The organism is Streptomyces niveiscabiei (genome assembly GCF_033794345.1).
Lineage (GTDB): Bacteria > Actinomycetota > Actinomycetes > Streptomycetales > Streptomycetaceae > Streptomyces > Streptomyces niveiscabiei.
In genome coordinates this window covers 26,154-50,125 of the sequence record NZ_JARAYJ010000044.1, presented here as the reverse complement: position 1 = coordinate 50,125, position 23,972 = coordinate 26,154, and the positions used below count along the sequence as shown (strand labels likewise).

The window sequence follows — 23,972 nt, the reverse complement described above, 5'->3', positions numbered from 1 at the left end:
GCATGCTGTCGACGATCCCGCCACAGCACGCCGCCCGTCCTCGGCCACCAGGCCGGTACAGGGCGGCCGGCATCGGCCTACAGGCCGACCCCGCGGTGTTTCGGCCGAACGAGAGAGCGCCCGGAGTGTGATCACCCCGGGCGCTTGCTCTGCTGCCACCGGCAGGAACAGCTTCCGTGTCGGTCGACGGTGACGTGTACCGGGTCGGACTCGGTCGAACCCCCCGCGTTGGTGAGAACCACCTTCAGGCTGTGGGTGCCCGTCGCCACTCCTGACAGAGTCACCTGAGAAGACTGGGCGTTCGGCGTGTTGGCGGTCAACGGCCCTGTGCCGACGACCGCACCGTCGAGCAGGAAGGTGCAGGAGGTGGCGGTGGTGCCGTTCGAGTCGATCAGTTCGGCCCGATACACGTAGCTGCCGTTGGGCTTGTCCGTGAACTCGGTCTCGGCCGACTGAGAAGTGCCGCCGACCGTGTCGGGCACCCGCGCGGAGACGCGGGTGTCGTTCTCGTACAGGCGGTAGAAGCTGCCCGGGGTTGCATGCCAGAGGTTCATCACGACGCTGTAATTGCCGTCGTGGAGGCCGTGTGTCCATCCACTGGTGTTCGTGAGGGTGCCGGCGACGAAGCTCCGCAGGGCGTCCCGGGTGGCGAAGTAGGCCGGCTTGGGGTTGCAGTCCTCGTCGAACATGAGCGGCTTCGCGTCCGGCAGCCAGGTGAAGGCGTGTTTGTCGGTGAAGCCCCAGAAGCCGATGTCCCGGATTCCGGCGGCCAGCGCCTCGGCGACGACGTCCCCGTAGATCTGCGTCTGCTGCTCGACGTCGTATGTGTGCACGTCGAGTTCGGTGATGGCGACGTCGAGTCCGAGTGCCTGGTAGGAGTTCGCCATCTCGGTGATGACTCCCGGCTCGGGCCCCGCCTGCGTCTCGTGCGTCTCGAAACCCACTCCGTGGATGGGTACACCGTCGGCGACCAGGCCGGCAACGAGGTCGTAGAGCTCCTGGCGCTTCGCCGGACAGAACTCCACCAACGACTCATCGATGAACAGCTCCGCCTCGGGATCGGCGGCGTGCGCGATGCGGAACGTCTCCGCGATGCAGTCCGCGCCGAGGACGTCGTAGAAGTGGTTCCGCACCAGGCCGGTTCCGCCGAAGTTCGAGAACGGCTCGCAGCGTGCGGCCTCGGCGTCCTCCGGGGTCTCGGCTTCGATACGGGCGTCGGGGTTCGTCACGGTGCGCCGGAGTGCTGCGACCGCGAGGCCGTGCGAGAGATTCAGATGGTGCGCGGCCTTCAGCGCATCCGAGTGGCTCTTGACGCCAGGTGCGAACACACCGCTGCCGTACCCGGCGAACGAGTTGTTCCACGGCTCGTTGTGCGTCGACCACGCGCATCGAGAAGACCGTCGAGGCACGCACGGCGAAGCAGGTCGGAGGGCATCTGCCGGCCGCCCGGGTGACGAACACGGCGGACACCTCCTTCACCCACTGCCTGCGCACGGACCCGTTTGTCGCCGAGTGGGCGGCCGACGTGCTGGCCGCCCGCGCCGAGCGCGACGACATCGACGCACGCCCGCCTGCCCACCCCGATCCGCTCGTGGCCCTGGCTGTACTGGAGGACTTCCGCCGGCGCGGACAGCCCCCGCCGACGGCATCTGTCCGGCTGGCCACCGGATGGCGGGGCAGAGGGGAGTCCGCGGACTTCGCTTATCTGGCCCGTCTCGCGGGCCATCCGCCCTACCCGTCCGCAAGGCCCGTTCCCGGCGTCTGATCGAGGAGGCGGTCCGCGACCTCGGTGTGGACACCGACTCCCCCCTGCAACACGTCCCGCAGGCGCAGGTGGACGGTCAGCGGTGGCTGGAGCAGATCTCCTACTACGAGGTCGGCCAGGTCGAGCGGCTGTTGCCACCACCATCAAGGACATCACCGCACCGGCCAAGTGGATCAACGCCTCCTGCGCGGCTCACTCACGCGTGGATGCGGTCCCCGAGGACAAGGGGCGTTTGCCGCACCTGACGCCCCGGCAGTTCCGCCGCACCCTCGCCTGGTTCATCGCCCGTCGCCCCGGCGGCACCATCGCCGGCGCCCTGCAATACCGCCACCGGCAACTCAGGCTTCCGCGACGAGGTCGAGGCCGAAGAAGCCTTCGCCCGCGGCCAGTTCCTCGCCGGGCTGGGCGCCGACGACGACCGGCCCGCTCTGACCGGTGCCGCAGGTCCCGAAGCCGAAGCCCGGCTCGCCGAGCTCGCCCGCCACACGGTCTTCGACGGCCAGGTCGTCACCGGCGAAGCCCGCCTGCGCCGCATCCTGGCCCGTCACGACGCCCACATGTACCCGGGCACCTCCGTCACCTGCGTGCACAACCCCGACCGCGCCTTCTGCCGCAGCCCCGAGGCTTCCCCCGATCAACCGGTCATGGCCGACTACCAGCCGCTGGCCCGCAGAAACACCGCCCTCACCACCGCCAACCGCCAGGCCCTCGCCGGCCACCTCACTCAGCTGGAGGGTGCCCTGGACAACGGCGACCGCCTCGCCCCCTACGTCCGCCGGCTACGGCAGGAGAACGCCGACCTGCGCCGGGACCCTCGCCCTGTATGAGGAGGCCGTCCGGCAACTCACCCTCGAAAACCACGCCCTGCACGGCGGCAGCACCGTCATCTCCCTGCCCACGCGCGGCAACGGGGCTTCCAGCACCTGGCAGGCCCGGGCCGCCGGCCGTTCCTCAAGGTCGGCGTCCTCCACGCAGTAGGCCCTGGTCATGAGCCATCGGTCCGCGTCATGGGGCCCGTTCCGTTTGGTTTCCCGTCGGCCGCTTGCTCTCCTTGAGGACTGGATGGCGGGGCGGTCGTGCCCCGGGGGATCAGGTGGGTGGGCAGGACGATGTGTCGGCCGCGGTCGCTCTCGGGGTCGTTGATGAGTTCCAGGGCGAGTTCAGCGGCGGCGCGGCCCAGGTCGGACGGGGACTGGGCGACGGTGGACAGGTCGAGCCATTCGGCCATCAGCTGGTCGTCGAAGCCGAGGACGGAGATGCGCTGGGGCACCTCGATCTGGACGGTGCGCAGGGTGGAGATGACAGAGGCGGCGAGCTCGTCCTGTTCGGCGAAGATCGCTGTGGGTGGTTCGCGCAGGCTGAGCAGGTTGCCGACGGCTTGAGTGGTGCCGCGTTTGTCGCGGGGCGGGGTGGTGACGACGAGGTCGTCGTCCAGCGGTATGCCCGCCTCGGTGAGTGCCTGCTGGTAGCCGACGAGGCGCTCGCGTGAGCTGAAGCTGAAGCCGCGGGCGTTGACGTTGTGGGCGAAGGCGATGCGGCGGTGGCCGAGGTTGATCAGGTGGCGGGTGGCCTTGCGGGCGGCGGCGACGTCGTCGACGTAGACGCTGGGGCGGCCTTCGACGTGCTGGCTGATGTAGATGACCGGCATGCTCAGGTCGTCGAGGCGGGCGGTCTCCTCCTTGGTGAGGTCGAAGCAGAACACCAGGAGGGCGTCGGCGTTGCGCCGGGCGGGCAGGCGGTCGAAGAACTCGGCCCGCTCGGCCAGGTCGGGGACCACGTAGACGGTCATCTCCATGCCCGCCTCGCGCAGGAGCGGGCCCAGGCTGGACAGCGCCGCTCCCATGAACCATGAGTCGAGCGTGGGCACGAGCACCGCCATGACACCGGTGCGGCCGGTGACCAGGCTGGATGCCTGACGTGAGACCGCGAAGTTCAGCTCGCGGGCAGCCTGCTCGACCCGGGCCCGGACGTCGGGTGAGACCGATGTCAGGCCGCGCATGGTGCGCGAGACGGTCGACGGGGAGACTCCCGCCCGTTCGGCGACGTCGGCCAGGGTCGGGTGCCGCTGAGCTGGTGACATGAGCGGAAGTTAGCACAGTTCGAGCCTCTGACGGGAGGCGTCGTGACAGCGCTGTCTCAACTTTTCCAGCAGGGCGCGATGACCAGTTATGTTCAATATAGGGACGATATTTTCCCGCTAGCCGAACCGTGCTACTGCGACGTTACGCATTGACTTCCGCCAGACGCGCTCCTACGGTGCAAGCGTTGTCTCAGCGGCGGCAGAGCCGTCACCGCGAAGTCATCCTTCGGTGCTTTGACCTGCCCTTTTGATCTACAGAATGCCGTGACAGCACAGTCTCGCAACAGAGGCATCCCAGCAGGGCACCCTCGCCGAGACTTCGGTTCCGCACGTCCAGGAGAGACAGTGAACGCCAGAACCAGCAGAGTCCTTCAGTGCTCGGCCGTGCTCGTCGCCGCCGGGCTCGTCCTCACCGCCTGCGGCTCCTCCGACAGCGGCGGCTCCTCGGGCCGGTCCAAGAGCCCCTCGTTCACCGGCCGCGGCCCGATCACGTTCGCCGCTGCCAAGGACAGCTCCGGCGTCGTCCAGAAGGTGATCGACAGCTGGAACACGCGGCACCCGAAGGAGAAGGTCACCTTCGTGCAGCTGCCGGCGGACGTGAACCAGCAGCGCCAGCAGATGATCCAGAACGCCGAGACCAAGTCCGACGCCTACACGGTGCTGTGGATGGACGTGGTGTGGACCTCGGAGTTCGCCGCCCACCAGTGGATCGACCAGCTGCCCGCCGACCGGTTCCCGCTGGACAAGATGCTCAAGCCGGTGGTGGAGACGGGCAAATACCGCGGCAACCTGTACGCGGTCCCGCAGTCCTCCGACGGCGGCGTGCTGTACTACCGCACCGACCTGCTGAAGGAGGCCGGCATCAGCGCCGCACCGACCACGTGGGCAGAGATGAAGGCCGACTGCGCCAAGGTCAGGCAACTGCCCGAGGCCAAGGACCTGGACTGCTACGCGGGCCAGTTCCAGAAGTACGAGGGCCTCACCGTCAACCTCGCCGAGGCCGTGAACTCCGCCGGCGGCGTCATCACCGACGCCGGCGGCGAGCCCGACGTCGACACACCCGCGGCGAAGAAGGGCCTGGACTTCCTCGTCGACTCCTTCAAGGACGGCACGATCCCCAAGGAAGCCATCACCTACCAGGAGGAGGAAGGCCGCCAGGCGTTCCAGTCCGGCGAACTGCTCTTCCTGCGCAACTGGCCGTACGTGTACTCGCTGGCCGAGAAGAGCAAGGTCGCGGGCAAGTTCGCGGTCGCGCCGCTGCCCGGCCTGACCGGGGCCGGTTCCTCCAGCCTGGGGGGCCACAACGTGGCCCTGTCCTCGTTCGCCAAGAACAAGGCGACCGCGCTGGACTTCATGAAGTTCTTCACCAGCGAGGCCAGCGCGGCGACGTTCCTCAAGGACGCTTCCATGGCCCCGCCGTACGGGTCCCTCTACGACGATGCGGCGCTGGTCGAGCAGTACCCGTACCTGCCGGTGCTGAAGAAGTCGATCCTGAGCGCCGTGCCCCGCCCGCGGGTGGTGCGGTACGGGGACGCGTCCTCGGCGATCCAGCAGGAGGCGTACGCGGCCCTGAACGGTGACAAGTCCAGCGCGCAGGCGCTGAAGGACCTGCAGAGCGAACTGCGGAAGTCCGCGGCACAGTGAGGAGCAGAGCCGTGGTCGACACCGACATCCCGTCCGGCACCGCCGCGGACACCCTCGGCGGTCCGGCCGGAAGAAGATCCGCACCCGTGAAGGCGAGCAAGCGGGCCTGGGCGACCGCGGCTTCGGGGCGCACGGCGGCGCTGCTGGTGTCGCCGACGCTCCTGGTGCTCACCGTGGTCGTCCTCTACCCGACGGTCATGGCGTTCAAGGAGTCGCTGTACGGGACCACGGGCCTGGATCCCAAGACCGGCTTCATCAGCGACACCGAGCCGTTCGTCGGGCTACAGAACTACGCCGACGTCTTCGGCGAGGCCGGCGACCGGTTCTGGAACGCCTTTTGGAACACCACGTTCTTCACCGTCGTCACCGTCGGCCTGGAGACGCTGATCGGGGTCGCGATGGCGCTGATCATGCACAAGGCGTTCAGCGGCCGGGCCCTGGTCCGCGCCTCGATCCTCATCCCATGGGCCGTGCCCACCGCGATCTCGGGTCTGCTGTGGCGGTGGATCTTCAACAGTGACGGCATCGCCAACGCGCTGATCGGCCATCAGGTGCTGTGGACCACCGAGGGCTTCCACGCCAAGGTCGCCGTCATCATCGCCGAGGTGTGGAAGACCGCTCCCTTCATCGGGCTGCTCGTGCTGGCCGGACTTCAGGTGATCCCGAAGGAGGTCTACGAGGCGGCCCGCATCGACGGGGCCGGCCCGCCGGCCCAGTTCTGGCGCATCACTCTGCCCCTGGTCAAACCCGCCCTGCTGGTCGCGGTGCTCTTCCGCTGCCTGGACGCGCTGCGGATGTTCGACCTGCCCTACCTCCTGATCGGCGCGCGGAAGAACTCGGTGGAAACGCTGTCCATGCTCGCCCAGAACGAGGCGTCCAACGTCCGCTTCGGCCCGGCCGCCGCCTACGCGGTGCTGCTGTTCCTCTACGTCTTCCTCATCGCGCTCGGCTTCGTCCGGCTGCTGGGCACGGACCTGGTCGGCGATGTGGGCGGGCCCAAGGCCAAGCGCAAGAACAAGCTCCGGCGCACCCCGGTGTCCGGCAGTGCGGAGGCATCGGCATGACCGCGACCGTGAAATGGCGAACCTGGCTGCTCTACCTGGGCGTTGCCGCGGTGGTGGCCTACTGTCTGGCCCCGTTCTACTGGATGGTGGTCTCCAGCGTGCGCAGCACCTCCGACATCTTCGACACCTCGCTGCTGCCGACCTCGGTGTCCTTCGAGAACTACCGGGCGGTCTTCAGTCCTTCCCAGGGATTCGGCCGCGCGCTGCTCAACAGCCTGATCGTCTCCGGCACCACCACCGTGCTGGCCCTGCTGCTGGCCACGTTCACCGCCTACGCGATGGCCCGGCTGAACTTCCGCTTCAAACGGCTGATCCTCACCCTGATCATCGCCACCTCGATGTTCCCGGTCGTCTCGATCGTTGTCCCGCTGCTGAAGCTGTTCACCGACATCGGCTGGATCAACACCTACCAGGCGATGATCGTGCCGAGCATGTCGTTCGTGCTGCCGCTGGCGGTGTGGAACCTGACCACCTTCTTCAAGCAGATGCCCGACGAGCTCGAAGAAGCCGCCATGATCGACGGCTGCACCCGCGGCCAGGCGTTCCGCAAGGTCATCATCCCGATCGCCGCGCCGGGCATCTTCACCACCGCGATCATCGCCTTCATCGCCGCCTGGAACGAGTTCCTCATCGCCCTGTCGATGACGAACCGGCCCAGCATCCAGACCGCGCCGGTGGCCATCTCCAAGTTCACCGGCGCCACCCAGTTCGACGTCCCCTTCGGCAGCCAGATGGCCGCGGGCGTCCTGGTCACCGTCCCCTTGGTGATCATGGTGCTCGTCTTCCAGCGCCGCATCGTCGCCGGCCTGACCGCCGGGGCGGCCAAGTAGCCGCCCCTCCCGGCCAAGATCCCCCACACCCCGCGTCAAAGGACCTTTTCAGCACCATGCCTTCCACCACGCCCTGGTGGCGCAGCGCCGTCATCTACCAGGTCTACGTCCGCAGCTTCGCCGACGCGGGCGGCGACGGCGTCGGCGACATCGCCGGCATCCGCTCCCGCCTGCCCTACCTCAAGTCGCTCGGCGTGGACGCCCTGTGGATCAACCCCTGGTACAAGTCCCCCATGGCCGACGGCGGTTACGACGTCGCCGACTTCCGGGCCATCGACCCGCTGTTCGGCACCCTCGCCGACGCCGAACAGCTCATCACCGACGCCCACGAGCACGGGATCCGCATCATCCCCGACATCGTGCCCAACCACACCTCCGACCAGCACGCCTGGTTCCGGCAGGCGCTGGCTGCCGGACCCGGCAGCCCGGAGCGCGAGCGGTACATCTTCCGGCCAGGCCGCGGCATCGGCGGCGCCGAGCCGCCCAACAACTGGGTCTCCTGCTTCGGCGGCCCCGCCTGGACCCGCCTGCCCGACGGCGACTGGTACCTCCACCTCTACGCCCCCGAACAGCCCGACCTCAACTGGCAACACCCCGACGTTCACGCCGAGTTCGAATCCATCCTGCGCTTCTGGTTCAGCCGGGGTGTGGACGGCTTCCGCATCGACGTCGCCCACGGCCTCGCCAAGGACCCCGAACTGCCCGACCTGCCGCTCCTCCCCGGACCGACGGACGGCCGGCCCCGCTCCCACGTCCAGCACCCGCACTGGGACCGTGACGAGGTCCACGACATCTACCGCACCTGGCGCAGGATCGCCGACGAGTTCGACGGCGAGCGGGCCTTCGTCGCCGAAGCCTGGGCCGACACCCCCGAACGCCTCGCCGCCTATGTCCGCCCCGGCGGTCTGCACACCGCGTTCAACTTCGATTTCCTGATGGCCAGCTGGGACGCCAAGGACCTGCGCACGGTCATCGACGACTCGCTGGCCATGCTCAGCGGAGTCGGCGCACCGGCCACCTGGGTGCTGTCCAACCACGACGTCATGCGCCACACCAGCCGCTATGCCCGCAAGAACGTCGCACGCTGGGTCCCCAACCAGCGATACCAGCCCGAAGGCGACATCGACCTGGAGCTGGGCGCCCGGCGTGCCAGGGCCGGAGCCCTGCTGATGCTCGCCCTGCCCGGCGGCGCCTACATCTACCAGGGCGACGAACTCGGCCTCCCCGAAGTCGAAGACCTCCCCGAAGCTGTCCTCCAGGACCCCATCTGGGAACGCTCCGGCCACACCGACCGCGGTCGCGACGGCTGCCGCGTACCGATCCCCTGGTCCGGACAGAGTCCACCCTTCGGGTTCAGCCCCGCCGGCGCCTCCGCCGAACCCTGGCTGCCGCAGCCCGCGCACTGGAGCGAACGCACCGTGGCGGCCCAGACCGGCGACGAAACCTCGATGCTGGAGCTGTATCGCACCGCCCTGCACCTGCGCCGCGAACACCCCGCCCTCGGCGACGGCGCCCTCGCCTGGGTCGAAGCCCCCGCCGGAGTCCTCGCCTTCCGCCGCGACCCCGGCTTCCTGTGCGTGGTCAACCTCTCGGACGAGCTGTACCGGCTGCCCGAGCACACCACGACCCTGCTGGCCAGCGGCCCGATCACGGACGGACTTCTGGAACCGAACCACGCGATCTGGCTCCAAATCTGAGCTCGCTCCGGGGGTAACGCCCCCTCCCGATGCGCCAGGGCCTCTCCGGTGTCACTCCCCGCTGACCGGAGAGGCCCTGGCCCATTGGACAACGGACAGTTGCACACCCTGTCCGCAACAGATCTTCGACGAGCCACGGCTGTACGACACACAAGGGCTCGGCGGCAGCTCGGGGCAGTGGAAAACGATCACGCTGTACTTGTACGAGCCCGGCTGGAACCAGCAGCGGCTGGCTGTCGCGCCGCATCGCCTCCGGCGACGACCCGGTGGCTGTCCCCCGGAAGATGCGCCGGGCCGCCCGGCGAGACATACACGGGAGCAGTACGTGACCACTCCTTCCGTCCCGTACATCGAGCAGACATCCGGCCGAGGCGCCGCCCGAGCGGCGCGCCGTCGTCGCGACCGGAACCACGGTGCCGTGCGCCGGCCCGGACGGATGACCTGCATCATCCTCACCGTGGTCGCGCGGAACCTCATCCCCTCGCCCATCCCGGGCGGGCATCTGAGCGACAACCTCGTGCGCGTCCTCGATTCGGACATCGATCTGCCGCGCGCGGTCTGGAATTCCGTCGTCGTCCCGGTGACGACGGCACTCACGGTCGTGTTCCTGTCCACGCCGGCGGGTTTCGCCTTCGCGAAGCTCCGGTTCAAAGGGCGGGCCGGTCTGCCTGTGGGCAGTGATCATCCCTGGCGTGGCCTCCGCCTTCGGAGTGTTCTGGATGCCGCAGTATCTTCAGGCGGCGCTGCCCTACGAGCTCATCGAAGCCGCCCGCATCGACGGCGCCTCGGCCTTCCGGATCTTCCGGTCCATTGTCCTGCCCGCCGCCAGGCCCGCGGCCTCGATGCTGGGCCTGTTCACCTTCATCGGAGCCTGGACCGACTTCTGCTGGCCGTCGATCGTCCTCGGCACGACCAACCCGACACTGCCCGTCGCGCTGCGACTACTGCAAGCCGGGTTCTTCAAGGACGTCCCCCTCATCATGACCGGCGTGCTGGTGTCGGTGGTGCCGCTGCTGGCGCTGTTCGCCGTCCTCGGCAAGCAGTTCGTCGCCGGCGTCATGCGGGGAGCCGTCAAGGGGTGACGCTGCCAGGGGGCGTCCGGGCCGTACCGCGCCGCCGTGCGCTGCCCCTGCGTCCCCGCCCCGACCATGCCGAGGCCCGTACCGAGGTCCCGGAGACGAACCAGAGCGGAATCACCGACCCCCATGCACGCGACGACCGCACCGGACAGCACCGCATTCCGCGACCTCAACGGCAACGGCCGCATGGACCCGTACGAGGACCCACGGCTCAGCCCCGAGGAACGCACCGAGGACCTGCTGTCCCGGCTCTCGCTCGATCAGCAAGTCGCCCACCAGCGAGGTGATCGTCGGCAGGGCGATGAACCACTTCAACGTGCACCGCATCGATGACGCCCGGTCGGCCGCACGATGGAACAACGCGATCCAACGGCTCGCGCCACGGGTTCCTGGAGAACGTGGGGGCGTCGTTCACCGCGGGCCCGTTCTCGCAGTGGCCCGACGGGCTCGGCCTCGCGGCGCTGCGCGACCCGGACGCCGTACGGGAGTTCGCACGCCGGGCGCGCGACGAGTACCGCGCTGTGGGGATCCGCATGGCGCCGCACCCCCAGGTGGACCTTGCCGGCGAGCCCAGGTGGGCACGCCGGCTCCAGACCTCCGGCGCCGACACCGATCTCGTGGTGGCGTACACGCGCGCGTATCTCGAGGGGTTCCAGGGCACCACCCTGGACTCGACGAGCGTCGCCTGCGTCACGAAGCACTTCCCCGGCGCCGGCGCGCAACTGGACGGCGAGGACGCGCACTTCCCGTACGGTCGCGAGCAGGTCTACCCGGGCGGGGCGTTCGACGAGCACCTTCGTCCGTTCGTCGCCGCCATCGAGCACGACACCGCCGCGATCATGCCCTCCTACGGGATGCCGGTCGGGCCGGAGATCGACGGCGTACCGATCGAGGAGGTCGGCTTCGGATACAACAGGCAGATCCTCACCGGGCTGCTGCGCGAGCGGCTCGGCTACGACGGCCTGATCATCACGGACTGGGAACTCGTGAACGACAACCTCGTCGCGGAGAGCAGGATCGACGAGTCGGCGCGCCGCGTCCTGCCGGTCAAGTTCCGGCTCGGCCTCTTCGACGCCCCGTTCGTCGACGAGGATGCCGCCGAGACCCGGCGGATCGCCCTGGAAGCACAGTCCCGATCGGTCACCGTGCTCAAGAACTCCGTCGTCCATGGCGCGCCGCCGCTCCCCCTCGACCGGAACGCGCGAGTGTACGCGGAGGGTGTCGATCGGGATGCCTTCGCCCGGGCCGTCACTCCTGCGGCCACCCCGCAGGAGGCGGACCTGGCCATCGTGCGCATCGACGCACCCTTCGAGTCACGGGGCGACCTGTTCCTGGAGTCGTACTTCCACCAGGGGTCTCTCGAACTGCCTCCCGGACTTGTGCACCGACTGCGCATGATCGCCCAGCAGGCCCCGCTCATCGTGGACGTCGCCCTGGACCGCCCCGCCATCCTCACCCCACTCGTCGACGCGCTCGCCGGCCTCACCGTCACCTTCGGCGTCTCGGACGACGCCCTGCTCGACGCCCTCACCGGCCGCATCGCCCCTCGGGGCAGGCTCCCCGTCGAGTTGCCGCGCTCGACGTGCCGGCGAACACCGCGTATCCGCTGTTCCCTCTGGGATCGGGGCTCGACATCTGATGACCGGTTCAGGGCAGGATTTCGTACCGAAGGAACAGGCCATGACCGACGCACGTTCCCGCGCCGCCGAGTTGCTCGGCCGGATGACCGTGCGGGAGAAGGTCGCCCAACTGACGTCGCTCACACCGACGATGCTCTTCGACGCGCAGCGCCACCTCGTGCATGGCCACCTGGGACACCGCCGGGCTGAATGGCGGCGGCGAAGGCGCGCGTGGTGTGATCTTCTCCGGCCGACCCGTCGCCCTCGGTGACGTCGAGCCCGAGCTCGACGCGATCCTTCTCGGCCACTACGGCTCGCAGTTCGGCACGCGCGCTGTGGCGGACGTCCTGACCGGCGCGGCCGAGCCGCGAGGACGCCTGCCCTACACGGTCCCCCGCTCCAGCGGACAGGTCCCCATCCACGTCGGCCAGCGGTTCGGCAGCGGATATCGCCGCCGCGAAGGCGACCCGCACGGCGGATACGTGGACGAGTCCGCGGCATCGCTCATCCGTTCGGCCACGGCCTGGCGTACACACGCTTCGTCCGCTCCGACCTCTAGTTGAGCAGCACAACGGTCGCACCCGACGGCACGTCGACATCACTGTCTCCGTCGATGACGATGCCCCCGGCATCTCGCGGCCGGCACTCCGACTCGCGGGGTTCCATCGGCTGGAACTTCAGCCGGCAGAAAGGGCGACAGTGAAGTTCGCACTGGAGCTTCCTGTGTTGGCCCGCGCAGCCGTCTGGATGCCGTCGGTGACACCGCCCATCGGCCCGCAGGCCGATGGGCGCGGCCAGGGACCGGCCACGCGGCCGATCCGCGGTGCCGGTGCGGCGGGCGAGGCTGCGGGCATGTCACGGCACACCTCGACTCCCGCGATCACGGCCGCACTCGCGGCCACCCTGCTCGGCCTGGCGGCGTGCACCACCGCCGAGGCGGCCCCCACGCCGCACGCCGCGGACACCCCCCGTCCCGGCGCCGCCGGACTCGGCGACCGGCTCCACCCCGGACTGGGCAACGGCGGCTACGACGTCCGCCACTACGGCCTCGACGTGCGGTTCGCCAAGGATCTGAAGCGCTACACCGCCACCTCCACCGTCCAGGCCCGCGCCTCCCAGGCCCTGTCCCGCTTCAACCTCGACCTGACCGGCACCACCGTCCGCGAGGTCACCGTCGACGGCCGTGCGGCCCGCTGGTCGCGCTCCGGCGAGGAACTCCGCGTGACGCCGGCGGCGCCGCTGCGGCGCGGGGAGCGGTTCACCGTACGCGTCCGGATCCAGGCCCCCGTGCCGGACGCGCGGCAGGCGGCGCGGCTGGGTACGGGCCCCGCGGTCGGCATGCTCCGCGACGGCTCCTGGGTGCAGACCATCAACCAGCCGTCCGCGGCCCACCGCATCGCCGCCCTGGCCGACCATCCCGCCCAGAAGGCGCCCGCCACCATCACCATCACCGCGCCCTCCCGGCTGAACTCCGTCGCCAACGGCGAACTCACCGCCACCAGGCGCGAAGGCGCGTACACCACCCGCCGCTTCGAGAGCCGCCACAAGCTCGCCACCGAGCTGCTCCAGATCGGCGTCGGCCCCTTCACCGTCGTCCACAAGAAGGGTCCGCACGGCATCAGGCTGCGCTACGCGCTCCCCACCGGCCAGGCACAGGCCATCGAACCGCAGCTGGACAAGACCGTCCCCGAAGCGATCCGGTTCCTGGAGCAGCGCCTGGGCCGGGGCAGCTTCCCGCTGCGCACGTACGGCGTCTACGCCACGCCCATGGGCGGCGAACTGGAGACGCAGTCCCTGACCCTGCTGGACGCGGGCGGGCTGACCCCCGGGGGATTCGCGGACAACGGCACGGACGGCGTCGTGGAACACGAGATCTCCCACGAGTACTTCGGCAACAGCGTCTCCCCGCGCCGCTGGAGCGACCTGTGGCTGAACGAGGGCCACGCCGTCTACTACCAGGCCCTGTGGGCGGCCGAACACCACGGCGCGAACCCGGAGCAGTCCATGCGCGAGGCGTACCGGCAGGCCAACGCCCACCTCCGCGAGGAGGGGCCGATCGCCGCGCCGCGCCGCAGCGCCTTCACGCCCCAGGCGACGGCTCCCTACGGCTGGAACGCCTACCAGGGCGGCGCCCTGACCCTGTACGCCCTGCGGCAGAAGGTCGGCGAGGCCGACTTCCAGCGCATCGAGCGCGCCTGGGTCCGCGAACACCGCGACGGCGTCGCCGGCACCGCCGACTTCATCCGCCTGGCCGGCCGTGTCACCGGCCGCGACCTCGGCCCGTTCTTGCGCTCCTGGCTGTACGCCGAGAAGGTCCCGCCCATGCCGGGGCACCCCGGCTGGCGGTCCTGAACCACCCGGGAACGGGGCTGCCGCAAGCCCTCGGTTCCGCCGAGTGAACATCGCACGACACGGGAAGGAACACCCCCCATGGGCACTGCCCCTCTTCCGCAGCGCAGAGCTTTTCTCGCCGGAGGGCTGATCGCCACCGCGGCCGTGATATCCGGCTGTTCGTCGAAGACGGGCAACAACGCAGCGGCGGCGAAAGCGACGCCCGCAGCTGCGACGACGCCCCCGTCAGCCGCCTCGGACGCACGTCCCGGTTCGCCCTGGGCGGCCTTCGCCCGGCTGATGGACGGCAACAAGCGCTGGGTGGACGGGAACCTCCAGCACCCCGACCGCAATCCCGCGCGGCGCGAGTTCGTCGCCGAGGAGCAGAAGCCCTACGGCGTGATCCTCTCGTGCATCGACTCCCGGGTGCCGCCGGAGCTGCTTTTCGACACCGGGCTCGGCGACCTGTTCGTCATGCGCACGGGCGGCCAGGTGGTCGCCCCGGTCGTCACCGGTTCCGTCGAGTACGGGCCCATGACCGCGGGGACCCCGCTGATCGTCGTCCTCGGGCACCAGCGCTGCGGCGCCGTCAAGGCGGCGTACAAGGCGCTGAAGGACGACAAGCCGCTGCCCGGCAACCTCCAGTCGATCGCCGAAGCTCTGCGCCCCGCGTATGAGGAGGTCTCCAGGCAGAAGCACGCCGACCCCGTCGACGCCATGATCCGCGTCCACACCAAGCAGACCTCCGCCGACCTGCGCACCAACGCCGACCTCGCCCCGCTCGTGAAGAAGGGCGCCGTGGCCGTCGTCAGCGCCTACTACTCGCTCGACACCGGCCGTGTGGAGGTCCTCACCGGAGCCCCTTCCGCCTGACTCGGGGTCGAGCCGCAGGGTGATGTCGTCGAGACGGAGATCGGCCCCTTTGGGCGGCGCAGTGCTATCTGTGGGCCGTCCCATCGTCTGCGCGGAAAGCGCGCGATCAACGAGGCGGCGGCACGGGCCCTGGACGGCAGCGTGATCAAACCCGTCCTCGTCATGCCGCCGGTCGCCGGCTGACGTGCCGGCCCAGCGGTTGCTTGTCTCCGTTCCCGGTCAGCCCCGGGGTGTGCGCGGCGCTCGCCGTGGTGGGCGCCTTTCCCGCCTCCTGACGCGCCGGTTCATCGGAGGTTCGGGACGACGACCTCAAATCCTCCGGTGAACGTGTCGAGCAGGCCGAGCAGGGTGTCGAGGTCCGTGCGGTCGCCGTCCAGCCGTGCGGTGTCCTTCGCGAGCAGTTCGTCGAGGGTGGCCGCGCCGTACGCGAGGTCGGCGAGTGCGGCGTGGCGGATGCGCAGGGTGCCGGCCGGTGTCTCGGTGAACGGTGGCCGCGCGTACCGCAGTACGCCGTTCTCGACGATCACCAGGAACCGTTCGTCGGACTGGCCGGGACGGTCGCCGCTGATCACGAGATCGATGCGGAGCCGGACCGCCGCGGCGCGTGGGCCGTTGAGGCGGATGGCCAGGTAGTCGAGGATCATCTCGGGGGTCATGCCGGCGACGAGGTCGGGGTCGGCGCCGCCGGCGGGGCGCCCGCTCGGGGCGCCGTGGCGCAGTTCCTGGGCTCCGACGAGGTAGAAGTTGCGCCAGGGCGCCGCTTCGGCCTGGTAGCCGAGCTGTTCGAAGACGTCGGCCTGGAGCAGGCGGGCGGGTCGGTGGCCGGGGTCGGCGGCGAGGGCGTGCCCCAGCAGTTCGGCGGCCCACCGGTCCTCGCCCGTCTCGTGGGCGGTGCGGGCGTGGGCGACGACGGCGTCGATGCCGCCCATCAGCTCGACGTACCGCCAGCCGGCCCGGGCGGGCGGCAGTGGGTCGAGGCCCGCCGGGTTGCCGTCGAACCAGCCGAGGTAGTGCTGGTAGACGGCCTTGACGTTGTGGCTGGTGGCGCCGTAGGTGCCGCGGTTGGCCCAGTAGGCGTCGAGCGGTTCGGGCAGTTCGATCAGTTCGGCGATCTCGTTGGGCGTGTAGCCGTGGTTGGCCAGGCGCAGGGTCTCGTCGTGGAGGTAGCGGTACAGGTCGCGGTGCATACCCAGCAGTTCGGTGATCTGCTCCTGCCCCCAGACCGGCCAGCCATGGCCGATGAACATGACGTCCGAGGCATCGCCGTACAGGCGCAGCGCCTCGTCGATCGCATCGCTCCACGCGACGGCGTTACGGACCGGCGCGCCGCGCAGGGTGTACAGGTTGTGCATGTGGTGGTTGATCAGCTCGGCCATGCACAGCGCCCGGCGCTCGGGCAGGTGGAAGTTCATCTCGGCGGGCGCCTCTGTGTCGGGCACGTACTGGAAGACGAACTGCACGCCGTCGAGCACCAGCTCCTCGCCGGTACGGGTCACCTCGTGCGTGGGCCGGATCAGCGACTTCCGGCCGGTCGCCACGGCGGCGCAGCTGCCGTTCATGACGTGCCCGCGGGCGCCCTTCGGCAGCGCACCGCCGAACATGAAGCCGGAGCGGCGGCCCATCGCGACGCCGGCGGAGACGTTCTCGCTGACGGCGTGCTCGTAGAAGCCGACGGGGGCGACCACCGGAACCCGCCCGGCCCGCACGTCCGCCTCGTCGACGACTCCCTTGACGCCGCCGAAGTGGTCGATGTGGCAGTGCGTGTGCACGACGGCGGTGACCGGGCGGTCACCGAGGTGGCGGCGGACCAGGTCCAGGGCGGCCGAAGAGCTCTCGACACAGGTGAGCGGGTCGATGACCACATACCCCCGCTCGCCGGCCACCACGGTCATGTTCGCGGCGTCGTAGCCGCGGACCTGGTAGACGCCGTCGGTGACCTCGAAGAGGCCGTGGTTGCGGTGCAGTTGGGCGATGCGCCACAGGCTGGGATGCACCGTTGCCGGCGCCTCGCCGTCGACGAAGTCGTACGCCGTCAGGTCGAAGACCGCCCTGCCCGTGGCGTCCCGGATGACCGGGGGCTCGATGGAGGCGATCCGGCCACGCCGCACATCCTCGAACGCCCGCCGGTCGTCCCACGGCAGTCCGGCCGTCGCGGCAGCGTGCCGTCCGGTCGTGGTCGGTCCGGCCTCACGTGCCTCACTGTCGGCGACCGGGTCGGGCAACTGCGCCATCGTTCTCTCTCTTCTGCTTCACCAGGCCATTGGATACCCGCGGATACCTCGAAACAAGGTATCGGGGTGATGTGACGGTAACACCTCGATACGTGGTACCTCGACTCGCTGTGCGACGATGGGGGTGTGTTGGAGCTACTGATCCTGGGGCACCTCGCGCACGGGCCGTTGCACGGCTACGAGCTGCGCCGACGGGTGGAACAGCTGTCCGGTCACACCCGGCCGGTCAGCGACGGCAGCCTCTACCCGGCGATCAACCGCATGGTGAAACGCGGCCTGCTGACCCGGCACACCGAAGCGGGCGCGGCAGCCGCCCAGAAGTACGTGCTGACCCTGACCGACGCCGGACGCGACGAGCTGCTGCGGCGCCTGCGCGACCCCGCCCAGCACGAGATCACCGACCACGCCCGCTTCTTCACCGTCCTCGCGTTCCTGTCCCTGCTGCCCGACAGGGAAGAGCAGCACGCGGTGCTGCGCCGACGCCTGGAGTTCCTCGAAACGCCCGCGAGCTTCTTCTACGACGGCGACCGTCCCCTGCGCGCGGAGGAGGTCGCCGACCCCTACCGCCGCGGCATGCTGCTCACCGCCCGCGCCATGAGCCACGCCGAACGCGCCTGGCTCCACGAGGTTCTGGACGGCGAGCAGTGAGCTGTGCCTAGTTTTTCGGAGTCCCTGATGCCAGGGTTACGGTCTTGGCGAAGGACTCTCGGACCGACCAGCGAGCGCGGCGCGAGAGGTTCTCGTGTTCGAGGAGGCCGGCGGTGGCCGCCGCGTACCTGTGCGGCTCCGGTGCCCGAGACGGCACGAACCTCCCCGGCGCCGTCAGGATCTCCCACCACTCCGGGCCGTACGCCGCACAGGGCCTCGCGGATCGACGCGCCCTGTTCCTCGCCTCGCTGGGCAGCCTCGAATCGGGGACCTGCCACGACAAGAAACGCGCCGAGGGAAACGTCACGACGCCGCCCTCATCCGCCTCACCCGTCGGCGGCGCCGACGTCCTGCACGCCATGCCCTCCGCCGTCGCCGAGGCCCGCGACGGCGAGCCGGAAGGCGCGATCAGCCGGTGTCGCCGGGTCGGTGTAGTTCTCGGTGGCCACGGCGATTCCGACGATCAGCGTGAGCAGATCGTCGATGGTGATGTCCGCCCGGACCGCCTTGTCGTCAATGGCCTTTCGCAGCAGCGCGGCGCCGGCCGCGCCGATGGCCGACGCACAGGAGTCCTGGGGGGCCTCGTCCTGGAGGGGCTGGTAGGAGAGGACGTCCGCCAGACCGCGTGCGGCGAGTGAGTAGGCGAGCAGCTCACGCAGCCATTCCACCAACGCGGAGCGGCTGTCGTCTTCGGCGCGGAGCGTATGGGCGTGATCGCACAGGTCATGGACGCGCTGTTTGAAGACGGCTTCGAGCAGGGCTTTGCGGGTGGGGAAGTGGCGCCTCACGGTGGCTGATCCGACGCCTGCGGTGCGGGCGATCTGCTCCAGGGACGCCTGGGCTCCATGGGTCGCCACCTCGGCCTCGGCCACGGCGAGGATGTGCGCGTAGTTGCGGCGGGCGTCCGAGCGCTGGCCGGTCATGGTCTCCCCAACATTGATTAGTGGCGGGCCCCGCCGTATTGTATCGAATACTAAATGGCGGGCCCCGCCGTTTGTGCTGTGCGTGACCACTGGGGAGATGCACACATGTCCACTGCCTCAGCACCGGTTCTCGTCACCGGCGCCACCGGCCGCCAAGGCGGTGCCGCCGCCCGCGCCCTGCTCGCGCGGGGGACACCGGTACGCGCCCTGGTGCGCGACCCGAGCACGCCGCGCGCACGGGCCGTCGAAGAACTCGGCGCCGGCCTGTTCGTGGGTGATCTCACCGAACCCGCGACCCTTGAGGCGGCCATGGACGGCGTGCGGGTGGTCTTCTCCGTGCAGATGCCCGCATACACCGAGCGGGGGTTCGACTTCGCCGGCGAGGTCAGCCAGGCGGACAGCCTCATGACGACCGCGCGGGCCGCCGGTGTCGAGCAGTTCATCCAGTCCTCGACCAGCGGGGTGGGGCAGCACGTCGAGGCCCCGGGCTGGGCCGAAGGACGGTGGGCGGCGCTGGAAGCCCCGCTCGGCACGAAGGCCGCGATCCAGGAGCGGCTGCGCGAACTCGACTTTCCCTACTGGACGTTGCTCAAGCCGTCGTTCTTCATGGAGAACTTCGAGCCGTCCATGCGGTTCTACTTCCCCCGCGGCGTCGAAGGGGGTCTGGTCACCGTCGTCAAGCCGAGCACGCACCTGGCACTCGTGGCAGCCGAGGACGTGGGCCGAGCCGTGGCGGCGGCCGTGTCCGCCCCCGCCGAGTTCCACCGAGTGGAACTGGAGCTCGCCGGCGATTACCTGACCATGACCGAGATCGCCGAGATCCTCTCCCGCGCCGCCGGGGTCCCGCTGACGGCCCCGGACATGACCGAGGAACAGGCCCGCGCCGCTGGAATGGGAGACATGGGGGCCACGCACGCGTTCCTGGAGGTGGTCGGCCAGCCGGCCCGGCCGGAGTTCGCTCGCGCACTGGGCATCGACCTGACCAGCTTCGAAGAGTGGGCGCACGAACATCTGCGGACCAGCGCCTGAGCAGGGAAGTATGACGTCGGCGTACTGAGCCGCGTGTACACGGTCCGTTCGGTCGTGGGGTGGTGTCCGCCGTTCGATCCGTACTTGCTGGTGCTCATGGTGACGATGGCGTGCCGGGGCCGTCGCACGTCACCGAGCCGCCGTCGCCCAGGTCCCACACGACCGACGTCGGCCGGGCCACGGCGGCCATCGACACCCCCGGCACCGATGCCGTCGCCGACACCGCGCCCCACGCTTGCCGGTCCAGCCACAACCACGTCGGAAACTGCACCAACTGCCCGGCCGCCGAGCTCGCCTCGATCCTCGGCGACGACAACCGGAGCTGCTCACACGCGACTTGAGCGAGCCGCCGGCACGGAGGTCCACCTCGCAGAGTGAGCGCGTGAGGACGGGTGGCGGGGCCGGCCCGCCACCGGTCCTTTCGCGCGGGGCGTCCTACGCGGCGCCGGGGCCGACGTCCGTCGCCGTGAGCGGGGTCCGCGTGGCCGTGGTCGACGACCGCTCGTCGGCGCCGGCGTCGATGGCGCCGGTGCGGGCCTGGCCGTCCATGTCGTCGGTCACGAAGGCGTGGCCGCCGGTGCCGGTGTCGATCGCCGGGCTTCCCGCGCCGATCCAGTACAGCGATCCGTCGGAGGCGAGCAGGGGGTCGACCGCCCTGACGGAGCCGGAGGGCAGGGCCAAGCCGACGGTCGCCGATCCGGTCGGCCATGCGATGTTCCCGGCGTAGGTCATGCCCTGGGGCTTCCTGACCTCGTTGAGCAGCTTGCCCGTGCTGCCGGTGATCACGTTGTCGGCGATGACCGAGTCGGCCGGGGCGAGCGGGTAGTTGGCGCCGATCTCGATGTTCGACACGTTGTCGACGAAGGTGTTGTTCACGACGGTCGCCCGGTAGACACGCCAGTGCGCGCTCAGCGCGCCCGAGGTGTCCACGTCGCCGCCGTCGATCTGGAGTGCGGCGTCGTAGCCGGTGCCGGTCAGGCCCTCGAAGTAGTTGTTGTAGATCTTGTGGTCCTGGCCGTAGACGCGGATCCCGCCGGTTCCCGCCTTGCCCTGGCCCAGGAAGAAGTTGCCGTAGAACTCGCTGCGGTTCCCGTGCCGTTGGGACAGGACGCCCTGCGAGGCGCGGAAGGTGTTGTAGCGGACGATGTTGTCGTTGCTCTTCACGGAGACGATCTCCGGGTCGCCGTCGCACCGTTCGAAGAGGTTCGACTCGATGACGGTGAATCCACTCGACCGGGAGATGCTGCTCTGGCCGACCCGGATGGCTTCCATCTCGTTCTCCGCGCGGGGGCCGATGTCGCGGAAGTGGTTGTGGTCGATGCGGTCGTGCTGTGACTGCTGGGTCTCGGATCCGTCGATGGTGATGAAGTTTCCGCGTTGGTGCTTCTCCTCGAAGAGGTTGTGATCGATCCGGTTGTGGTGGCTGTTCTCGCCCTGGATGATCACCCACTTCAGCGTGGACTCCTCGGTCAGCCGGAAGTGGTTGCGGGTCAGCCGCACGTTGTTCGAGCCGGTGAGCTTCAGTGTGCTGCTGTTGGTGAACTTCAGCCCTTGGAAGGTGACGTAGGAGGAGCCCGCCACCTCCAGCTGCCCGTCGCCGATCACCGCCTTGCCGCGGTTCTCCGCCACGACGGTGATGGGCTGGGCGGCCGTTCCGTTCTTGCCGGTCATCTTGCCGATCGAGTACGTGCCGTCCGCGAGCACGATGCGGTCGCCGGGACGCGCGTCACCGAACGCGCTCTTCAGCGCGGTCGAGTCCGCGACACGGACCGTGCGGACGGGGGCCGGGTCCGTCGGGTCGGTCGGGTCCTCGACGTCACCGCCGCCGTCGGCTCCGTAGATGTCGGTCTCGGTGATGCTGGTCCAGTCGTTGACCGTGTTGCCGTGACCGACGATCCGCAGATAGCGGGCCGAGGTATCGGCGAAGTCGTACTTCTGCTGCTCAAGTGTGCTACCGCTGCTGGCCTTCCGGGACAGGACGGTCTTCCACGCCGATCCGTCGTCGGACAGCTGGACGTCGAAGGTGTTCTTTCTGGTGTCCCCTTGGTGCCAGGCGGCCGACACCGACCCGACGGTCTTCGCCGAGCCGAGGTCGTAGCGGATCCACGCCCCGTCGCCCTTGGACGACCAGCGGGTGCTCAGTTTGTTGTCCAGGGTGTTGGCGGGGACGTTGCCGTCGTCCGGGCTCGCCGCGGTGTTCGCGACCTGGAGCGGGGAGTCCCCGCCGGGATCGGTGGGGTCCTCGCCCGTCGGCCCGGCGCTGTACGCGCGGACCCAGTCGACCTCGAACACGGCCGGGCGCGGGTTGCCGTTCTCGGCGAAGTTGTCCAGTTGGACGACGAGGTTCCCCAGGGGCATGTCCTGGATGTTCCCCCGGTCGGCGTTCGCGCCGCCCGAATACCGGAACCACTCGACGCCGTCGACATGACCGACCAGCGCGTCCGGCGTCCACTCGAAGGCGAAGTTGTGCCACTGCGTCATGTCCACGGGGCAGAGATCGGTGCGTTCCTTCTTGTCCGACGGGCTCTTCGGGTAGTGCAGGAACGACGTGAGGCACTGCGCGTCGGGGTCCGAGTACTCGACCCAGTCGTACTCGCCGTTCTCGAGCCGGTTGTCCTCGATGGGCCAGATCAGGTGCAGCGGATGGTAGGGCTCGCCCTGGGAGCCGGTGTTCCGGGAGCGGGACCGGATTTCCCACCGGCCGTACCGGGTGTCCAGGTTCTGCCTGATCCAACCGGTGTCGCCGTTGTCTTCGCCGCGCATGGTGAGCATGCCGTTCGCGACGGTGCTGTTCTTCCCGCACCGGCGGCCGTTTCCGCTGTGGCCCTCCCAGCATTGAGCCGTGCCGCCGACGCTGCCCGACGGTACGTCCCACTTGGCGGGGTCGACCGGGCCGGTGTAGTCGAACTCGTCGGACACGGGCAGCGGTGAGCCCCAGCCGTACCGCTTGGCGGCCTCGGTCGAGTCCCCGCTGCCGCCGTCACCGCCGTCGCCGTGCGTGACTTTCAGGTCGTAGATCTTCACCTGGCCGTAGTTGTCACCGCTGCACGGCTTGGAGTTGGTGCAGTTGGCCTGCGTGTACGCGCCCGCCTTGAAGTAGGCGCCGGAGAACTTCTTCGACAGCGTGGTCTGCAACCGGCCGTTGTAGTACGCCTTGATCTTGCCGTCGCTGACCACGAACTTCGCCTGGAACCGCGTCCCCAGCTCGTAGTTGTCGTCCACCAGCTTGTGATGCTTTTCGTCGCCGTCGGTGACGTAGAGCTTCTTGTCTTCCAGACGGAAGACGCTGACGTCGTCGGAGGCGTCGTGGATCTGTCCGGCGACGACTTCCGGCTTCTCCTTGGGAAGCGTCGTGATGGCCTGGTCGATCACCATCGTGTGGGTACCGGACGTGGACGACCAACTCGCCTTGGTCTCCCCGGAGTCCGTCATCTCCCGCAGCTCCGAGCGGGGGTTGCTGGAGCCGCTGGTGGTGACCCCGTTGACCGGGGCCCGGAAGCGGACGGCCGCGCAGTCGTCGGTCGTGACGAACCACGGGTCGATCGCGTACGTCGCGAGTTCCGGCTGGTAGACGTTGGTGGGGGACTCCTCCTCGCCCACCGGCAGCCCGATGTACCAGTTCGTCAGGTCCAGCACGTCGGCCGGGTAGGCGCAGGAACCGCCACCACCGCCGCCGTCGGCTCCGTAGATGTCGGTCTCGGTGATGCTGGTCCAGTCGTTGACCGTGTTGCCGTGCCCGACGATCCGGACGTACCGGGCCGGGGCATCGGCGAAATCGTAGCTCTGCTGCTCAAGTGTGCCGCCGCCGCTGACTTTCCGGTTCACGACCGTGGTCCAGGACGATCCGTCGCCGGACACCTGCACGTCGAAGGTGTTCTTTCTGCTGTTCCCCTGGTGCCAGGCGACCGACACCGACCCGACGGTCCGCGCCGAGCCCAGGTCGTAGCGGATCCACGCCCCGTCGCCCTCGGACGACCAGCGGGTACTCAGGTTGTCGTCCAGGGTGTTGGCGGGAACGTTGCCGTCGTCGGGGCTCGCCGTGACGCCCTTGATCTCCAGCGGAGCGGTGCCGGCCGACGCGACCGGGTGGAACACACCCGGGACTCCGACGGCGACCGCGCTCACTAACAGCGCGTGCAACATGCGTCTCATAGGGCCT

At 69.4% G+C, this 23,972-nt stretch carries 20 protein-coding genes and 1 pseudogene; 15 read left to right on the top strand and 6 right to left on the bottom strand.

What is annotated here, in order from left to right; genetic code table 11:
- Positions 1-131: 131 nt before the first annotated feature.
- Positions 132-1,382 (bottom strand): annotated as a pseudogene (locus PV682_RS37950) (family 1 glycosylhydrolase); the annotation flags it as partial.
- A gap of 68 nt (positions 1,383-1,450) precedes the next feature.
- Between PV682_RS37950 and PV682_RS37945 the strand changes: the two are divergent.
- A complete protein-coding gene (locus PV682_RS37945) occupies positions 1,451-1,765 on the top strand; it encodes a hypothetical protein (RefSeq protein WP_319736515.1) in 315 nt (104 codons plus the stop codon).
- 338 nt (positions 1,766-2,103) lie between these two features.
- Here PV682_RS37945 and PV682_RS37940 read toward each other — a convergent pair whose 3' ends face one another.
- Positions 2,104-2,313 (bottom strand): hypothetical protein, encoded by a 210-nt coding sequence (locus PV682_RS37940; RefSeq protein ID WP_319736509.1) that lies wholly within the window; start codon positions 2,311-2,313, stop codon positions 2,104-2,106.
- Positions 2,314-2,322: 9 nt separating this feature from the next.
- On the opposite strand from PV682_RS37940, the gene PV682_RS37935 reads away from it, so the two are divergent.
- Complete coding sequence (locus PV682_RS37935; protein WP_319736504.1) at positions 2,323-2,592, top strand: hypothetical protein; 270 nt, start codon at positions 2,323-2,325, stop codon at positions 2,590-2,592.
- A 158-nt stretch (positions 2,593-2,750) separates the two neighbouring features.
- Here PV682_RS37935 and PV682_RS37930 read toward each other — a convergent pair whose 3' ends face one another.
- Positions 2,751-3,845 carry a LacI family DNA-binding transcriptional regulator gene (locus PV682_RS37930; RefSeq protein WP_319736496.1) on the bottom strand — a complete coding sequence of 365 codons (1,095 nt, stop codon included), beginning with the start codon at positions 3,843-3,845 and terminating at the stop codon, positions 2,751-2,753.
- A gap of 345 nt (positions 3,846-4,190) precedes the next feature.
- On the opposite strand from PV682_RS37930, the gene PV682_RS37925 reads away from it, so the two are divergent.
- The 10 genes from PV682_RS37925 to PV682_RS37880 all read left to right on the top strand — a co-directional run bounded on the left by PV682_RS37925 (position 4,191) and on the right by PV682_RS37880 (position 14,982).
- Complete coding sequence (locus tag PV682_RS37925) at positions 4,191-5,489, top strand: ABC transporter substrate-binding protein (RefSeq protein ID WP_319736492.1); 1,299 nt, start codon at positions 4,191-4,193, stop codon at positions 5,487-5,489.
- A gap of 11 nt (positions 5,490-5,500) precedes the next feature.
- Positions 5,501-6,553 (top strand): carbohydrate ABC transporter permease, encoded by a 1,053-nt coding sequence (locus tag PV682_RS37920; RefSeq protein ID WP_319736486.1) that lies wholly within the window; start codon positions 5,501-5,503, stop codon positions 6,551-6,553.
- Positions 6,550-7,383 (top strand): carbohydrate ABC transporter permease, encoded by an 834-nt coding sequence (locus PV682_RS37915; protein WP_319736470.1) that lies wholly within the window; start codon positions 6,550-6,552, stop codon positions 7,381-7,383. The genes PV682_RS37920 and PV682_RS37915 overlap by 4 nt, the downstream gene beginning before the upstream one ends.
- A gap of 56 nt (positions 7,384-7,439) precedes the next feature.
- Entirely contained in the window at positions 7,440-9,080 is a 1,641-nt protein-coding gene (locus PV682_RS37910; RefSeq protein WP_319736466.1) for a glycoside hydrolase family 13 protein, read from the top strand.
- A gap of 692 nt (positions 9,081-9,772) precedes the next feature.
- Positions 9,773-10,162: a carbohydrate ABC transporter permease gene (locus PV682_RS37905; RefSeq protein WP_319736454.1), complete on the top strand. Its 390-nt coding sequence runs from the start codon at positions 9,773-9,775 to the stop codon at positions 10,160-10,162.
- 123 nt (positions 10,163-10,285) lie between these two features.
- The gene (locus tag PV682_RS37900; protein WP_319736444.1) at positions 10,286-10,492 is read left to right on the top strand and encodes a hypothetical protein; all 207 of its coding nucleotides are present in this window, start codon (positions 10,286-10,288) and stop codon (positions 10,490-10,492) included.
- Between the two features lie 65 nt (positions 10,493-10,557).
- Entirely contained in the window at positions 10,558-11,988 is a 1,431-nt protein-coding gene (locus tag PV682_RS37895; RefSeq protein WP_319736437.1) for a glycoside hydrolase family 3 protein, read from the top strand.
- A gap of 26 nt (positions 11,989-12,014) precedes the next feature.
- On the top strand, positions 12,015-12,341 hold the full coding sequence (locus PV682_RS37890; RefSeq protein ID WP_319736427.1) for a glycoside hydrolase family 3 C-terminal domain-containing protein: 327 nt from the start codon (positions 12,015-12,017) through the stop codon (positions 12,339-12,341).
- A gap of 289 nt (positions 12,342-12,630) precedes the next feature.
- On the top strand, positions 12,631-14,130 hold the full coding sequence (locus PV682_RS37885; protein WP_319736420.1) for a M1 family metallopeptidase: 1,500 nt from the start codon (positions 12,631-12,633) through the stop codon (positions 14,128-14,130).
- Positions 14,131-14,208: 78 nt separating this feature from the next.
- Positions 14,209-14,982 (top strand): carbonic anhydrase, encoded by a 774-nt coding sequence (locus PV682_RS37880; RefSeq protein WP_319736417.1) that lies wholly within the window; start codon positions 14,209-14,211, stop codon positions 14,980-14,982.
- A 284-nt stretch (positions 14,983-15,266) separates the two neighbouring features.
- On the opposite strand, the gene PV682_RS37875 is transcribed toward PV682_RS37880, so the two are convergent.
- Complete coding sequence (locus PV682_RS37875; RefSeq protein ID WP_319736407.1) at positions 15,267-17,213, bottom strand: alkyl/aryl-sulfatase; 1,947 nt, start codon at positions 17,211-17,213, stop codon at positions 15,267-15,269.
- A 126-nt stretch (positions 17,214-17,339) separates the two neighbouring features.
- Between PV682_RS37875 and PV682_RS37870 the strand changes: the two genes are divergently transcribed.
- Positions 17,340-17,861, top strand: a complete 522-nt coding sequence (locus PV682_RS37870) for a PadR family transcriptional regulator (protein WP_319736401.1) — start codon at positions 17,340-17,342, stop codon at positions 17,859-17,861.
- 326 nt (positions 17,862-18,187) lie between these two features.
- Here the strand turns inward: PV682_RS37870 and PV682_RS37865 are convergent, their stop codons facing one another.
- Positions 18,188-18,784 carry a TetR/AcrR family transcriptional regulator gene (locus tag PV682_RS37865; RefSeq protein ID WP_319736392.1) on the bottom strand — a complete coding sequence of 199 codons (597 nt, stop codon included), beginning with the start codon at positions 18,782-18,784 and terminating at the stop codon, positions 18,188-18,190.
- A 105-nt stretch (positions 18,785-18,889) separates the two neighbouring features.
- On the opposite strand from PV682_RS37865, the gene PV682_RS37860 reads away from it, so the two are divergent.
- Both PV682_RS37860 and PV682_RS37855 read left to right on the top strand, forming a co-directional pair.
- On the top strand, positions 18,890-19,813 hold the full coding sequence (locus PV682_RS37860; protein ID WP_319736388.1) for an NmrA family NAD(P)-binding protein: 924 nt from the start codon (positions 18,890-18,892) through the stop codon (positions 19,811-19,813).
- A gap of 110 nt (positions 19,814-19,923) precedes the next feature.
- The gene (locus PV682_RS37855) at positions 19,924-20,154 is read left to right on the top strand and encodes a hypothetical protein (RefSeq protein WP_319736385.1); all 231 of its coding nucleotides are present in this window, start codon (positions 19,924-19,926) and stop codon (positions 20,152-20,154) included.
- Between the two features lie 94 nt (positions 20,155-20,248).
- On the opposite strand, the gene PV682_RS37850 is transcribed toward PV682_RS37855, so the two are convergent.
- On the bottom strand, positions 20,249-23,965 hold the full coding sequence (locus tag PV682_RS37850) for a chondroitinase-B domain-containing protein (RefSeq protein ID WP_319736380.1): 3,717 nt from the start codon (positions 23,963-23,965) through the stop codon (positions 20,249-20,251).
- Positions 23,966-23,972: the final 7 nt, after the last annotated feature.

Coding starts and splice junctions, on each gene's coding strand:
- PV682_RS37935 (WP_319736504.1), top strand. CDS start 2,323: ATGTACCCGGGCACCTCCGTCACCTGCGTGCACAACCCCGACCGCGCC.
- PV682_RS37930 (WP_319736496.1), bottom strand. CDS start 3,845: ATGTCACCAGCTCAGCGGCACCCGACCCTGGCCGACGTCGCCGAACGG.
- PV682_RS37915 (WP_319736470.1), top strand. CDS start 6,550: ATGACCGCGACCGTGAAATGGCGAACCTGGCTGCTCTACCTGGGCGTT.
- PV682_RS37910 (WP_319736466.1), top strand. CDS start 7,440: ATGCCTTCCACCACGCCCTGGTGGCGCAGCGCCGTCATCTACCAGGTC.
- PV682_RS37900 (WP_319736444.1), top strand. CDS start 10,286: ATGCACGCGACGACCGCACCGGACAGCACCGCATTCCGCGACCTCAAC.
- PV682_RS37885 (WP_319736420.1), top strand. CDS start 12,631: ATGTCACGGCACACCTCGACTCCCGCGATCACGGCCGCACTCGCGGCC.
- PV682_RS37880 (WP_319736417.1), top strand. CDS start 14,209: ATGGGCACTGCCCCTCTTCCGCAGCGCAGAGCTTTTCTCGCCGGAGGG.
- PV682_RS37875 (WP_319736407.1), bottom strand. CDS start 17,213: ATGGCGCAGTTGCCCGACCCGGTCGCCGACAGTGAGGCACGTGAGGCC.
- PV682_RS37865 (WP_319736392.1), bottom strand. CDS start 18,784: ATGACCGGCCAGCGCTCGGACGCCCGCCGCAACTACGCGCACATCCTC.
- PV682_RS37860 (WP_319736388.1), top strand. CDS start 18,890: ATGTCCACTGCCTCAGCACCGGTTCTCGTCACCGGCGCCACCGGCCGC.
- PV682_RS37850 (WP_319736380.1), bottom strand. CDS start 23,965: ATGAGACGCATGTTGCACGCGCTGTTAGTGAGCGCGGTCGCCGTCGGA.